At 42.3% G+C, this 14,502-nt stretch carries 14 protein-coding genes, 1 tRNA gene, 2 other RNA genes and 1 CRISPR repeat array; of the genes, 11 read left to right on the plus strand and 6 right to left on the minus strand.

The features are described from left to right. Window positions 1-38 precede the first annotated feature (38 nt). Both TI10_RS03420 and TI10_RS03425 read right to left on the minus strand, forming a co-directional pair. The gene (locus TI10_RS03420) at window positions 39-617 is read right to left on the minus strand and encodes a YceI family protein (RefSeq protein WP_049581785.1); all 579 of its coding nucleotides are present in this window, start codon (window positions 615-617) and stop codon (window positions 39-41) included. A gap of 26 nt (window positions 618-643) precedes the next feature. Beyond that, window positions 644-1,198, minus strand: coding sequence for a cytochrome b (locus TI10_RS03425; protein ID WP_049581788.1), 555 nt, complete (start codon window positions 1,196-1,198; stop codon window positions 644-646). 543 nt (window positions 1,199-1,741) lie between these two features. Between TI10_RS03425 and TI10_RS03430 the strand changes: the two genes are divergently transcribed. Then, window positions 1,742-2,479 carry a cyclase family protein gene (locus TI10_RS03430; protein ID WP_049581789.1) on the plus strand — a complete coding sequence of 246 codons (738 nt, stop codon included), beginning with the start codon at window positions 1,742-1,744 and terminating at the stop codon, window positions 2,477-2,479. 230 nt (window positions 2,480-2,709) lie between these two features. Next, window positions 2,710-4,440: an arginine--tRNA ligase gene (argS, locus tag TI10_RS03435; protein ID WP_049581790.1), complete on the plus strand. Its 1,731-nt coding sequence runs from the start codon at window positions 2,710-2,712 to the stop codon at window positions 4,438-4,440. Window positions 4,441-4,598: 158 nt separating this feature from the next. Here argS and murJ read toward each other — a convergent pair whose 3' ends face one another. Together murJ and rimJ are read right to left on the minus strand one after the other, a co-directional pair. After that, window positions 4,599-6,137, minus strand: a complete 1,539-nt coding sequence (murJ, locus tag TI10_RS03440; protein WP_049581791.1) for a murein biosynthesis integral membrane protein MurJ — start codon at window positions 6,135-6,137, stop codon at window positions 4,599-4,601. A 795-nt stretch (window positions 6,138-6,932) separates the two neighbouring features. Further along, window positions 6,933-7,860: direct repeats of the CRISPR family, unit length 28 nt; unit sequence TTTCTAAGCTGCCTGTACGGCAGTGAAC. 227 nt (window positions 7,861-8,087) lie between these two features. Beyond that, window positions 8,088-8,672, minus strand: a complete 585-nt coding sequence (gene rimJ, locus TI10_RS03445) for a ribosomal protein S5-alanine N-acetyltransferase (protein ID WP_049581792.1) — start codon at window positions 8,670-8,672, stop codon at window positions 8,088-8,090. A gap of 189 nt (window positions 8,673-8,861) precedes the next feature. Between rimJ and mdtH the strand changes: the two genes are divergently transcribed. Beyond that, the gene (gene mdtH, locus TI10_RS03450; protein WP_049581793.1) at window positions 8,862-10,067 is read left to right on the plus strand and encodes a multidrug efflux MFS transporter MdtH; all 1,206 of its coding nucleotides are present in this window, start codon (window positions 8,862-8,864) and stop codon (window positions 10,065-10,067) included. Between the two features lie 37 nt (window positions 10,068-10,104). Continuing rightward, window positions 10,105-10,668: a lipoprotein gene (locus TI10_RS03455; protein ID WP_049581795.1), complete on the plus strand. Its 564-nt coding sequence runs from the start codon at window positions 10,105-10,107 to the stop codon at window positions 10,666-10,668. Between the two features lie 65 nt (window positions 10,669-10,733). Here the strand turns inward: TI10_RS03455 and TI10_RS03460 are convergent, their stop codons facing one another. Continuing rightward, entirely contained in the window at window positions 10,734-11,273 is a 540-nt protein-coding gene (locus tag TI10_RS03460; RefSeq protein WP_049581797.1) for a TorD/DmsD family molecular chaperone, read from the minus strand. Window positions 11,274-11,345: 72 nt separating this feature from the next. Further along, window positions 11,346-12,287 (minus strand): glyoxylate/hydroxypyruvate reductase GhrA, encoded by a 942-nt coding sequence (ghrA, locus tag TI10_RS03465; protein WP_049581799.1) that lies wholly within the window; start codon window positions 12,285-12,287, stop codon window positions 11,346-11,348. Between the two features lie 329 nt (window positions 12,288-12,616). Between ghrA and TI10_RS03470 the strand changes: the two genes are divergently transcribed. From TI10_RS03470 to mazF, 7 genes are all read left to right on the plus strand, one after another. Further along, window positions 12,617-12,706: transfer RNA gene (locus tag TI10_RS03470), tRNA-Ser, on the plus strand. Window positions 12,707-12,754: 48 nt separating this feature from the next. Further along, a non-coding RNA gene (locus TI10_RS23420) (RtT sRNA) lies at window positions 12,755-12,878 on the plus strand. 48 nt (window positions 12,879-12,926) lie between these two features. Further along, window positions 12,927-13,050: non-coding RNA, RtT sRNA (locus TI10_RS23425), on the plus strand. 247 nt (window positions 13,051-13,297) lie between these two features. Next, window positions 13,298-13,576: a type II toxin-antitoxin system RelE/ParE family toxin gene (locus tag TI10_RS03475; protein ID WP_049581801.1), complete on the plus strand. Its 279-nt coding sequence runs from the start codon at window positions 13,298-13,300 to the stop codon at window positions 13,574-13,576. Next, window positions 13,576-13,878: a HigA family addiction module antitoxin gene (locus tag TI10_RS03480; protein WP_011146340.1), complete on the plus strand. Its 303-nt coding sequence runs from the start codon at window positions 13,576-13,578 to the stop codon at window positions 13,876-13,878. The genes TI10_RS03475 and TI10_RS03480 overlap by 1 nt, the downstream gene beginning before the upstream one ends. A gap of 19 nt (window positions 13,879-13,897) precedes the next feature. Continuing rightward, a complete protein-coding gene (locus TI10_RS03485; protein ID WP_049581802.1) occupies window positions 13,898-14,143 on the plus strand; it encodes an AbrB/MazE/SpoVT family DNA-binding domain-containing protein in 246 nt (81 codons plus the stop codon). A 3-nt stretch (window positions 14,144-14,146) separates the two neighbouring features. Further along, on the plus strand, window positions 14,147-14,476 hold the full coding sequence (mazF, locus tag TI10_RS03490; protein ID WP_074524814.1) for an endoribonuclease MazF: 330 nt from the start codon (window positions 14,147-14,149) through the stop codon (window positions 14,474-14,476). Window positions 14,477-14,502: the final 26 nt, after the last annotated feature.

The raw sequence follows: 14,502 nt of genomic DNA on the forward strand, positions 1-14,502 counted from the left end.
CTTAATAAATTACACAACTGAGTTAAGTAATCAGCGTATTACTTTTCCCGGACGCCTTCGATAGAGATCAGTAGTTCCGCTTCCTGTGATTTAGGCCCCAAATCTTTTTGGAAATTAAAGTCTTTCAGTTTGATTTTGCCGTAAGCATCAAAACCTGCGCGGTAGCCGCCCCACGGATCTTTACCTTCACCCAATAGCTCTGCATTCAGCACTATTGGCTTTGTCACGCCATTTAAAGTCAGATCACCGGTAACAACATATTTATTCCCCTCTTTTTTCACTGCTGTTGAAGTGAATTTTGCTTCAGGATATTTATCCGTATTAAAGAAATCCTTACCGCGCAGATGCTTATCACGTTCAGCGTGGTTGGTATCTAAGCTGGCTATTTTGATCGTCACATCAACTTTATCCGCCGCCGGGTTTTTCTCATCAAATGTGAAAGAACCATCAAAATCTTTAAATGTTCCATATAACCAACTGTACCCCAAATGCTGAATACGGAATTGAATAAAGGCGTGCTGGCCCGGTATATCAATTTTATAATTGGCGGCTAACGCCGAACCTGCATTCAGTAACAGTGCGCCTGCTGTCAAGCCAAGTAATGTCTTCTTCAACATATTCTTCTCCATAATCGTCTTTTGTATTATTCAGGGCGGAAACCTAGCATCCGCTTTAAGGTTGCATCACGATCAATAAAATGGTGTTTTAATGCCGCAACAGCGTGTAATAGCGATAAAATTACCACCGCCCAAGCAAGATAAAGATGAATCATTCCAGCAGTATCTGCCTGTTTGCCCTGACCGATTAATGTGGCCGGCACAGTAAACCAGTCAAAGACAGCAATTGACTGTCCATCAGCGGTCGAAATTAAATAACCACTAATCAAAATGCTAAACAGTAAGATATACAACAAAATATGCATCAAAACAGCACTGACTCTGATTAAGCGGCTATAACTGGCTAATGGCTTGGGTGGTGGAGAAACAAAACGCCAGATAACACGCACAACCATCACTATCAGCAGTACCATTCCGATGCTTTTATGAATTTCAGGGGCTTTGTGATACCACGTATCGTAATACCCCAATGTCACCATCCACAGCCCTAGCGCAAACATGCCGTACACAGCCAATGCAACCAACCAGTGTAGAAGGACAGATAAATGACCAAATTGGTTAGAAGTATTCTTCCAAAGCATAGTCGTTCCTTTTTAAATCAATGCTGATGAGCTTTTGGGGATTAATTAAATCATAAACGATATCAATTTCTTTTTTATGAAAAATTTCAACAAATAATTTGCAAAAGATTTTCAATTTTAATCAATGAAATTCAATTAAAGTAAAAAACATTAAATAACAACAAGATAAAAATAAATCACATTAATAATAATTCCCCAAAAACGTATAATATATATTTTTTTATTATATTGGATTTTTAATTTTAACCAATGCAAAAATCAATCATCTTATTTTTTGTTATTTCTTTATAATTTTCCGTTTATAAGAAAAATAATCTGATGTGCTCATACCTGACGAGTCTAACATAAGCCTTAGTAGCCAGAAACAACGAACCCCACTGCCTTTAAACCTATTATGCCTTTATGTCGTATGTTCATTACTAGAACAATAAAAGTGAATAAAACATGAGGAACATCACTATTTACGGCAACAAATCTTACAGCATTCATCATGCAATAGTGGTAAAAATAACATCAAGAAATTATCAAAAATGAGGTTTTTTTATGTCAAATAGCATTTTACAAGCACTCACTTTGTTGAAGTCAAAAAAATGGGTCGATTTGACTCATGGCTTCGATAAAGATTCTCCACACTTTTTTATGCTTGATTCAGCCGAGTTTAAAACACTGTTTGATTATAAGGATGGCTTTTTTGTTCAGAAATTTTCCTTTCCCGGCCAATATGGGACTCACATTGATGCTCCCTGCCATTTTGTCCCTAATGCTCGTTGTCTTGATCAGTTGGAATTAAAAGAATTGGTTTTACCTTTAATCGTACTTGATCAATCAGAAAGAGCAAAACAGGACCCTAATTTTTCACTCTCTAAAGAAGATATTCTTAAATTTGAAGAAGAATATGGAATTATTGAGTCAGGTACTTTCGTTGCGCTCAGAACTGATTGGAGTAAACGCTGGCCATCTCAGGAAAAAATGGATAATAAAGATGATTGTGGCAATAACCAAATACCTGGGTGGGGAATGGATGCCCTTAAATTTTTATTTGAAGAACGTCATGTTAAATCTATTGGGCATGAAACATTTGATACTGATTCCGCTAAAGATTTTAGAAAGAATAATGCGTTGTTGGGCGAAGATTATGTCTTAAAGCAAGATACTTATCAGATAGAACTTTTGGCTAATTTGGACCAAGTACCTGCACGTGGCGCAGTCATTTTTAATATCGTGGCTAAACCTAAAAAAGCCTCTGGTTTTCCTGTTCGTTCGTTTGCCATACTCCCATAACTACTACCTGCCCTATATGCCGTATATTCATTACGGCATTATAGTCACGATCATGATTTTTCGAGAAAACGCACTTTTTATCTTCGTAACCTGGCACAAAGCAACAGTAAAGTGGTATGTCATGTGTTGAATATGGTATAAAACCCGCCGTTTCTTCTTATGAACCATTTTGCAGAGGGTATTGTTTGCTACAATAATACCTATTCTCGTTCATCATTTAAGGTAACCAGGTGAATATTCAGGCGATTCTTTCAGAAAAAGTCAGCCAAGCGCTGATTGCAGCAGGCGCTCCAACCGACAGCGAAGCTCACATCCGCCAATCCGCGAAAGCGCAGTTTGGCGACTATCAGGCCAATGGAGTAATGGCCGCCGCAAAAAAAGTGGGTATGCCCCCCCGACAACTGGCAGAAAAAGTTGTTAGCCTGCTAGATCTGCAAGGTATCGCCAGTCAAGTTGAAATCGCAGGCCCCGGCTTTATCAATATTTTTCTCGATAAAGCGTGGATTGCATCGAATATCGAAACTGCCCTGAAAGATGAAAAACTGGGCGTGACTCCAGCTAAATCACAAACTATTGTTGTCGATTACTCCGCCCCCAATGTAGCGAAACAGATGCACGTTGGTCATCTGCGCTCCACTATTATTGGCGATGCCGCCGTCCGTACACTTGAATTCCTCGGTCATAAGGTTATCCGCGCTAACCATGTGGGTGACTGGGGAACCCAGTTCGGTATGCTGATTGCCTATCTGGAAAAAGTGCAAAATGAAAATGCCAGCGATATGGCATTGTCCGATCTGGAAGCTTTCTATCGCGAAGCGAAAAAGAATTACGATGAAGACGAAGAGTTTGCCATCCGCGCCCGTGGCTATGTAGTGAAGCTGCAAGGCGGTGATGAATATTGCCGTACCATGTGGCGCAAGCTAGTAGATATCACGATGGCCCAAAATCAGCAAACCTATGATCGTCTGAATGTCACGCTGACTAAAGATTCCGTCATGGGTGAAAGTCTGTACAACGATCTGCTGCCCGGTATTGTCGCTGATCTGAAACAGCAAGGGTTGGCAGTGGAAAGCGATGGCGCAACCGTAGTTTACCTTGATGAGTATAAAAACAAAGAAGGTGAACCGATGGGCGTTATTATCCAAAAGAAAGATGGTGGTTATCTTTACACCACAACGGATATCGCCTGTGCGAAATACCGTTATGAAACCCTGCACGCGGACCGCGTTCTTTACTACATCGATTCCCGCCAACATCAACATTTGATGCAAGCCTGGACTATCGTTCGTAAAGCTGGTTATGTGCCAGAACCCGTGTCACTGGAACACCATATGTTCGGCATGATGTTGGGTAAAGATGGCAAACCCTTTAAAACTCGCGCCGGCGGCACGGTCAGATTGACCGATCTATTGGATGAAGCCATTGAACGGGCCAATACCCTTATCCGTGAAAAGAACCCGGATATGCCAGCAGATGAACTGAAAAAAGTGGTTGAAGCTGTCGGTATCGGCGCCGTGAAATATGCAGATCTCTCCAAAAGCCGTACCACAGATTACATCTTCGATTGGGATAATATGCTCGCTTTTGAAGGCAATACCGCACCTTATATGCAATATGCTTACACCCGTGTTGCTTCCATTTTCAAACGTGCCGAAATTGATGAAAACAGCCTGACATTACCAGTTATCCTAAATGAAGAGCGTGAACAAACATTAGCCACCCGCTTGTTACAATTTGAAGAGACTATCACCACCGTTGCCCGTGAAGGTACGCCACATGTTATGTGTGCTTACCTGTACGATCTAGCCGGTCTGTTCTCTGGCTTCTATGAACACTGTCAGATCCTCAATGCAGAAAGCGAAGAGTTGCGTCAAAGCCGCCTGAAACTAGCTCTACTGACCGCTAAAACCTTGAAGCAAGGCCTAAATACTTTAGGCATTGAGACGGTAGAACGAATGTAACCGGATAATCGTTACTTGTTTGAAGAATTGGCGTGATAAGGACACTCCCTATCGCGCCTTTTATATACCTGTATTCAATCCTAGCAAGAAATATATCCCAGCAATTTCCAATCATTAAAACTTCGCCTAAATCTGAATAACTGCTGGAACACCTGAATTTATTGAAAACTGCGGTGGGCAAAATCTTTTAGCCGAAAACCCATCAGCACCAGCGCAGCAAAATAGCTGCCTGCCCCGGCGATAACCACCACCATTAATCGCGACAGGCGCATAGCCATATTCCCCTGCTCCCATGCGGGCATTAACCACAAAGTAACCGCCAATACTAAAATCATTACTGCAATTGCTACCACCAATTTAAATAAGAACATGCCCCAACCCGCTAACGGCTTAAAAATATTTTTCTTACGTAATTGCCAGTAAAGCAGACTAGCATTGAAACAAGATGCCAGACCGATAGACAGGGCCAACCCAGCGTGTTTTAGTGGTCCAATAAAAGCAAGATTCATTAGCTGAGTCAGAATCAAAGTGGCAATTGCAATTTTCACCGGGGTTTTAATATCGCGACGAGAATAAAAACCCGGCGCTAGTACTTTAACAATAATTAGCCCCATCAACCCAAAACAGTAAGCAATCAGCGCTTTTTGGGTCATTACCGCATCAAATGCCGTAAAATTACCGTACTGAAACAGAGAAACTGTCAAAGGTTCCGCCAATATACCTAACGCAACCGCACAAGGCAGCGCTAATAAAAAACAGAGCCGCAGTCCCCAATCCATTAATTTAGTGTATTCGTCATGATTTCCGCTGGAAAAACTTTTCGCCAGTGAAGGTAAAAGAATTGTCCCAAGCGCAACACCCAATACACCAGAAGGTAATTCCATTAAACGGTCAGCGTAATACATCCAAGAGACAGAACCGGACACCAGAAATGAGGCGAAAATCGTATTAATAATTAATGAAATCTGGCTGACTGACACCCCAAGAAGTGCTGGCCCCATCTGCCGCATAACCCGCCATACGCCGCTGTCACGGAAGGAAATACGCGGTAACACCAGCATGCCAATCTTTTTTAAATGGGGAAGCTGATATAAGAGCTGTAAAATCCCTCCGGCAACCACCGCCCAACCCAATGCCATCACCGGCGGATTACAATAAGGGGCGACAAATAACGCAAACACAATCATGCTGATATTCAGTAACGTCGGAGCGAAGGCAGGAACAGAAAATCGATTCCAAGTATTTAATATCGCGCCTACCAATGAGGCCAGTGATATCAGAAAAATATAAGGGAAAGTAATTCTTAACAGATTTGTTGTCAGGGTAAATTTATCGGCGGTATCAGTAAAACCGGGGGCAGTAACATAAATCACCCACGGCGCCGCTAAAACGCCCAACACAGTAACAATTGCCAGAATTAACGTCAGCATACCAGAAACATAAGCAATAAATGTCCGAGTGGCTTCATCACCTTGCTGGTTCTTATATTCTGCCAAAATAGGCACAAATGCCTGAGAAAAAGCGCCTTCGGCAAAAATACGGCGCAGTAAATTAGGCAGTTTAAATGCAACAAAAAAGGCGTCCGCAGCAACACCGGCCCCAAATATGCGGGCAATAATGGCATCGCGGATAAAACCCAAAACCCGAGAGAACATGGTCATAGAGCTAACCGCAGCCAGCGATTTCAATAAATTCATCGTATTTATCTCAAAATCATGTTAGTTGATTCCTGAACTACCTGTACAGCAGTGCAAAAAAGTACCAGTTTATGCAATCTTAACCCAGATTTCTAAGCTGCCTATACGGCGGCGCACTGTTAGATATTAACTTTAACCTACTGACGGTTAAAGCATATATTGATAAAACAATAAAAAAAGCTTTTTTAAGAAAAATAATATTCCTTTATAATCCATAGATTATTATTCAACACAAAATTATGTACAGACTCAAATTATATAACTATCCATTTTCACTCACTCTTTATTTATCTATTTTTTCAATTCAATTGCTATTATCCAGAAAATATAAAATCGAAGTTGGCATTTATTAAATGACCAAATCAGAATAATACCTATTTTTATAGATTAAGGAAACTATTCAAATTATTTTCATGACAATTAGGAAATAATAATAAAACGTCCAATGAATTATTTAAAGGAATACGGATATATTTACTTACGAAGTAACGATATTGCACTTATTATGTGAATCTACCACTCATTATAATTCCAAAAATAATAAGCTCTTAACTGTTATTTACCATAAGAAAAAGCAAAATTTGGCGCTTGTCTTAACTGATAACGTTACAGATTCAGAATTCTCTCTAGTAGCACCTTGCAACTAGCCTTACTACAAAAAGCTCGAATAGCCACTTTAAAAAGCGCACCAACCGAAGTCAATGCGCCGAATAAGTCAACTTATTGAAGTTTATTCAGGATAGAACTCTTGAGAAAAGATCTGATTTATATTCCAGATACATTCATCCTTTCTAACTTCTAAGCTGCCTGTACGGCAGTAAACTATGTCAGTTTTGTTGTCCCATCTTTTAAAATTTTCTAAGCTGCCTGTACGGCAGTGAACTTCCTCATATTCGGAAGTCCAACTTTCTATGTTTTCTAAGCTGCCTGTACGGCAGTGAACAATGTTAAATGCCATGTTTCCACCTCGTGTTATTTCTAAGCTGCCTGTACGGCAGTGAACATATTTTGCACCAATTTATGTTGCATCACGCATTTCTAAGCTGCCTGTACGGCAGTGAACTAGACGCCTCTAATTTGTCTTCGTCGCAGCCGTTTCTAAGCTGCCTGTACGGCAGTGAACGTCATGTCCGGGCGTTTACGAATATTCGGCGCTTTCTAAGCTGCCTGTACGGCAGTGAACACGAGTCGTCAGGGGGTCAGCTGTAAGCTGGCTTTCTAAGCTGCCTGTACGGCAGTGAACGCCCCTTATGAAATCGCCCGCAGCTAATACACTTTCTAAGCTGCCTGTACGGCAGTGAACTAATTTTGCAAGCTTTACCCCCAGGGACATCATTTCTAAGCTGCCTGTACGGCAGTGAACCGCTGTAAATATCTCAAGCGGGGTTTGCCATATTTCTAAGCTGCCTGTACGGCAGTGAACATTTAGAGTATTGGAGTGACTGTATTTCTTATTTTCTAAGCTGCCTGTACGGCAGTGAACCAGCATTAAGGCATCTTAATGGATCTCGTATTTTTCTAAGCTGCCTGTACGGCAGTGAACATACCCGCTGCATCAGCTATAGCAGCAAGACCTTTCTAAGCTGCCTGTACGGCAGTGAACCCTGTTTTAATTTCATATATTCACAATCGGCTTTTCTAAGCTGCCTGTACGGCAGTGAACGAGTTTTAATAATATGGAGTAATGAAGCCAGTTTTCTAAGCTGCCTGTACGGCAGTGAACTGTTACATATTAACTTCAACCTACTGACGATTAAAGCATATTTTAATAAAACAATGAAAAAACCCTTTTTTTCAAGAGAAATAATATTTTATTAAAAATCAATAAATTAAAATCAGTCCTTAAAAAAGGGTCAAAAATAAGGTGTGGAGAAAGCAGATTTTTAACGGTGATTTAATTCATCATTACTAACTTGCTTTACTTCATTTGGTGACAGTACAGCGTAATAATCAACTTTTTCCACTCCATTTTTCATCTGTCAATGCGGTTAATACGTGATCCTGCCAGACTCCATTAATCATCAAGTATTTCTTAGCATAACCTTCGCGTTCAAAACCCAATCGTTCCAACAATTTCCCACTACGATGGTTATCCGGCATATAATTAGCCATAACCCGATGCATCCCCTGTTGACGTTGCATATAACGGATAGCGGGTTGTAAAGCTTCATACATCAACCCTTTTCCCTGCCACTTTTCACCAAGCGAATATCCCAAATAACAGGCATGAAAAGCCCCACGCAGAATATTACTGAAATTGGCAACACCAATAACTTCATTTTCATTTGGATCAAGTAGCAGAAAATGAAAAGCCGCACTCTGTCTTTGCATTTCTATGATTAAATTCAATCGATTTATCCAGCCAGAAGGCTGGCAATGACTACTATCTCTGGTCGGCTCCCAAGGTTTAAGAAACTCGTGATTTTCTGAATAGTACTCAGCCAAACGATAAGCATCCCGCTCGTACACCAAACGCACCACCATTCGTTCTGTTATCAGACGAACTTTCGGTAAAGTGGAACGATAACCAAACATTATTTCTCCCTAACTATATTAATTTATCCGTTAAAAATTTAAGCTATTTATCTGTAAAAAACAGCTTCCAGTCATTACTTTTACAATAAAAAAATATTATCCATAACTCACTATCCTAATGATCGAATTAAGTACAGAATATAAAGGAACTATTATTGTCCTCTCTTCTTACTACTCCAATGGTGAGCAATGTCACTGGTTTCACAAGCACGTAGCCTGGGTAAGTACTTCCTGTTATTCGATAACTTGTTGGTCGTTCTGGGTTTCTTCGTCGTATTTCCTTTAATATCAATACATTTTGTTGAGCAACTGGGTTGGGCCGCGCTGGTTGTCGGTTTTGCGCTTGGTTTACGCCAGTTTGTACAACAGGGCTTAGGCATTTTCGGCGGCGCAATTGCAGACCGTTTCGGCGCGAAGCCGATGATCGTCGCCGGCATGCTATTACGCGCTCTTGGTTTTGCTTTAATCGCCTTAGCCACCGAACCGTGGATACTGTGGATTGCCTGCATATTATCCGCACTGGGGGGCACCTTATTTGATCCTCCCCGGACCGCACTGGTCATCAAATTAACCCGACCGCACGAGCGCGGCCGTTTCTTCTCTCTGCTGTTGATGCAGGACAGCGCAGGCGCGGTTATCGGCGCACTGATTGGTAGCTGGCTGCTGCAATATGATTTCCAATTTGTCTGTTGGACAGGCGCCGGTGTTTTCGTTCTGGCAGCCATCTGGAATGCATTATTCCTCCCTGCCTACCGAATTTCTACTACCCGCACTCCTATCTGGGAAGGGATGGAACGCGTTATTAAAGATCGTCGCTTCTTCACCTATGTATTGACGTTGACCGGCTACTTTATGCTGTCTGTCCAAGTGATGTTGATGTTTCCGATTATCGTCAATGAAATCGCCGGAACACCCGCTGCGGTAAAATGGATGTACGCGATTGAAGCAACCCTATCGCTCACTTTACTGTATCCGATCGCCCGTTGGAGCGAAAAACGATTCCGGCTAGAACAGCGTCTAATGGCCGGGCTTTTCCTGATGAGCCTGAGCATGTTCCCAGTCGGTTTGGTTGGTGAAATAAATACCTTGTTTGGCCTTATTTGTCTGTTCTATCTCGGTACCGTCACCGCTGAACCTGCCCGCGAAACATTAAGCGCTTCACTGGCTGATCCGCGGGCGCGTGGCAGTTATATGGGATTTAGCCGTCTTGGACTGGCATTGGGCGGTGCCTTAGGTTATACCGGAGGCGGTTGGTTATATGATACCGGCCATGCTCTGCATATGCCGCAACTGCCTTGGTTCCTGCTTGGGATTATTGGCTTGATAACCCTGTATGCCCTGCACCGTCAATTCAACCAACGTAAAATTGAATCTGCCATGCTGAGCGGCAATTAATGAGGTAAAATCTGCCCTCCAAAATAAAGGAGTCGATATGAGAAAATTTTTCTTGGGGGCAGTATTATTGCTAGCGGGGCTGATCAGTGGTTGCGATCAGTTCAAAGGTGTCAGTATTAGCGAAGAGTTAATTAATGGTTATCTGGCAAAACACGTCCATTACCAGAAACAAATTGAATTACATGGTATTGCCAACGCGGATATTGAATTGACAGAATTATCCAGCCAAATTGGCCGGACAGAACCAAACAAAATAGCGTTAACTGGACAAGCAAACGTAAATATTACCTCCCTGCTTGGCCCAGCTAAGGCCGACATGAAACTCACCCTGAAAGCACAACCTGTTTTCGAACAGGAAAAAGCGGCTATTTTTCTGAAAGAATTGGAAATCGTCGATTACCAAATCACACCAGAAAAAATGGAAAAACCGATTAACGCATTAGTTCCTTATTTAAATAAATCACTTAACTCTTTCTTTGATACTCACCCGGTTTATGTATTAAAACCGGAACACAGCAAAGCTGAAGCCGCCGCTAAAACATTAGCAGAAAGGTTAGAAGTGAAACCTGGCAAATTATTTATTACGCTGACCGATAAATAATTTTCATCAAGATATAGCAAAAAGGCAAATAATTCGAAATTATTTGCCTTTTTATCATTTTAAAATTAAGAATCTAACTCTTCTCTTAACGCCTGTAACGCTTCGCGGGTAATCACAGCTAATGTCCGGTAGAAACCAGTTGTTGCATGGGCTTCCACTTTACCCAAAAATTGCCCACACCACGGCAGAAGATACTCATCAAACAATACAATTTGCCCTTGAACCTCATCTTCCGCTGCCTGATCCTCCAGCCATGAAGCCCCTAATAGCAGAGAACCAAACTGATCGACTGGCCCATCTGACAACGGCATTCCCCGTTCAATCAGAAATTGACGAATATCGTTTTCACTCTCCCCGGTATAGTCAAAACGGCGGCCTGGCACACTAGCATTATCTCCATAAAACAGTGTCATATAATCAGTTTGCATTGCTGATAGATCACAATTTTGTTGCAAACGATCTAACAACGCATCTTGCTCCAATGGCCATGATTGCTTCAATTTACCTTCGACAATCACCGTCAAAAGCGGTTTCAGAATCGGGTCTTGCGGTTGACGATTAAATAAAGTCCCTAAAATACGGCAGACTATTGAAAATTCATTCATCTCAGTTTCCAAATAAATAGCAATTTTACCGTTATTGTCTCCAATAGCCGCCCCAACTGTAAAGAGACGTTATTAATATCCTAGTTTCATATCCACAACACTGGTTGGTAATTCCCCTCTTTCAATCCGCTGAATATTTTCACTAATCGTATCCATAGCAATCTCGGGAATAGTAATAGCTGCAATATGTGGCGTTACTGTTATACGGGGATGAGTCCAGAATGGGTGCATCTCTGGTAGAGGTTCCTCAACAAACACATCCAATGCAGCCCCGGCGATATAACCTTTCTCAATCGCCACCAACAGATCATGTTCTACTAAATGGGCGCCTCGTGCGATATTAATCAGATATGACTTTGGTTTTAGCTGGCTAAACAGCGATAAATTCAAAATACCACGTGTTTTGGGCGTATCGGGCAGCAAATTGATAATCACCTTACTACCGGAGAGAAAATCGCCCAATTGATCTTCACCGTGAAAATTAACTATGCTATTAACCTGTTTCGGAGTACGGCTCCAGCAACGCACCGTAAAGCCCAATTCAACTAACGTCTCTGCAACACCGCGCCCCAGAACACCGGTGCCCAACACGCCCACGACAAAATCTTTACGATCATGAGGTTCGAGTTGTTTCCACATCCTCTGCCCTTGTTGCAACTTATACTCATCCATGCGCCGCAAATAATGTAAAACCATTGCTACCGCGTATTCCTGCATTTGCAGCCTCATACCTGCATCTTCAAGCCGCATCAGTGGCACACCGGCGGGTAGCATCCCTGGTCTTTGTTGCTCTTGCTTCAAAATGGCCTCTACTCCTGCTCCTAAAGTAAAAATCCCCTTCAAACCGGAGCGATTAGCCAACATCTCATAGGGAGGCGCCCAAACCATTGCATAATCCGCATGCTTATTATCGCCGCGTTTCCATTGGCGAATATGGATATTGGGCAGTCGTTGCTGCATACCTTGAATCCACTGAGCAGCATCAAAAAAGGGGTGGTAAAAGATAATCTCCATGACTACTTATCCTCAATCTTACATTTTCATACAGGGTTATCTGATGATTGAGAGTAGGTTGCAAGTCCCTTTGTTAATCATCATTACGAAAATTTTGAGAATGTTAAGTAGTTAACGAATTCATTTTTTTCTTATCGAAGGGCTTGCACCTAACTATCTCAGCGGCATCGGGTGAATACCAATTCACCGAATTGACTCTTATTTAGCTAAGCAATCAAAAAACCAAAGAAAAATATCAGAAGAGTGTTGACGCTTGTAACGGTTTTCCCTATAGTAGCGCCCCGTTGCAGCGACGATGTTAAACAAAGTTGCTGGAATGAAAAAAAGATGGTGAGGTGTCCGAGAGGCTGAAGGAGCACGCCTGGAAAGTGTGTATACGTGAAAACGTATCGAGGGTTCGAATCCCTCCCTCACCGCCAGAATTGAAGAGAAGCTCAGGTTTACCACTTGGGCTTTTTTACTTGTATATACCCCCGATGCAGGGAGGGTTGAGAACCCTCGACTAGGGTTCGACAAAACGGCTTGCCGTTTTGGACCGCCAACGGCGGCCCGTAGGGTGAGCGCAGCGAATCCATCCCTCCCTCACCGCCAGATTCGAAAGAAAGCTCAGGTTTACCACCTGGGCTTTTTTACTTGTATATACCTCCAATGCAGGGAGGGTCGAGAACCCTCGACTAGGGTTCGACAAAACGGCCTGCCGTTTTGGACCGCCAACGGCGGCCCGTAGGGTGAGTGCAGCGAATCCATCCCTCCCTCACCGCCAGAATTGAAGAGAAGCTCAGATTAAACACTTGGGCTTCTTTGCTTGTATATACCTCCGATGCAGGGAGGGTCGAGAACCCTCGCCAGGGTTCGACAAAACGGCCTGCCGTTTTGGTCCGCCAACGGCGACCCGTAGGGTGAGCGCAGCGAATCCCTCCCTCTCCGTCACACCTTAGTTCAAATGATGTTGCGTAACAAGGAACACTTTGCTATAAGATTTCTTGTAGCGCAACACGGAGCGATAAGGAATGATAAAGAGTTTCAAGCATAAAGGACTGCGCCAATTTTTTGAAAAAGGTGTTTCTGTTGGAATTAACCCTCAACATGCAAACAAACTCCGCCAACGACTCGCTGTTATTAACGAAGCTGAGGATATAGGGGAAATCAATCTTCCCGGATACAATCTACATCCTTTAACGGGAAACAGACAAGGACAGTGGGCAATTACCATTTCAGGAAATTGGCGTGTAACATTCGAATTTATCGATGGTGATGCGTACATCGTTAACTACGAGGATTATCACTAATGAAAATGTTTAACCCGCCTCATCCAGGCGAAATTATTGCTGACTCTTTGGAAGAACTAGGTTTAGGAATTCGTGATCTAGCGCGAGCATTGAATGTTGCTCCATCTACAGCTCAACGTCTAGTGTCGTGTAAAGCAGCAGTCACACCAGAGATGGCAATAAAACTATCAAAAGTACTTGGTAGCTCTCCACGGTTGTGGCTAAAACTGCAAGAAACTTATAGCCTTGATAAAGCAGAAAAGACAGTTGATATTTCCAAACTGACTCCGTTATTTAAACCTGTCCATTTATCTCATACCTAACTTATGGAGAGAATAAATCATGTCTCAGGCGACGATTAAAAAGTGGGGAAATAGCCCATTAGTAAGGCTGCCCATAGCTGTTATGAAAATGGCGCCTTTAAGTGCTGATGATACCGTCAATATTTCTGTAGAAGATGGAAAAGTAGTTATTATTCCTGTCAAAGCAAAAGAATATAACCTTGATGCGTTATTGGCTGGCGTAAAAGATGAAAATATTCATGCTGAGGTAGATTTCGGCGCACCAGTAGGAAAGGAAATATTATAAGTAATTAATCGCTATATCCCTGATATGGGAGATATTATTTGGCTTGATTTTGACCCGCAAACGGGACGTGAACATGCCGGACATCGCCCCGCTATTGTACTAAGCCCTGCGGCTTATAACGGTCAAATAGGATTGATGCTATGTTGCCCTATGACAACGAAAATTAAAGATTATCCCTTTGAGGTTGTAATTAGTAGAAACCCCGACAGTGTTGTGCTTTCCGATCAAGTAAAAAGCCTTGACTGGAGGAAACTTAACGCCATCAAGAAAGGTAAAGTTTCTGATGATGTTTTAGCCGAGGTCAGAGCAAAAGCCAAAACATTAATAGGGTAAATACTCACAAGCTCAGTTCAAAATAG

It is taken from the genome of Photorhabdus luminescens subsp. luminescens (genome assembly GCF_001083805.1).
Classification (GTDB): domain Bacteria; phylum Pseudomonadota; class Gammaproteobacteria; order Enterobacterales; family Enterobacteriaceae; genus Photorhabdus; species Photorhabdus luminescens.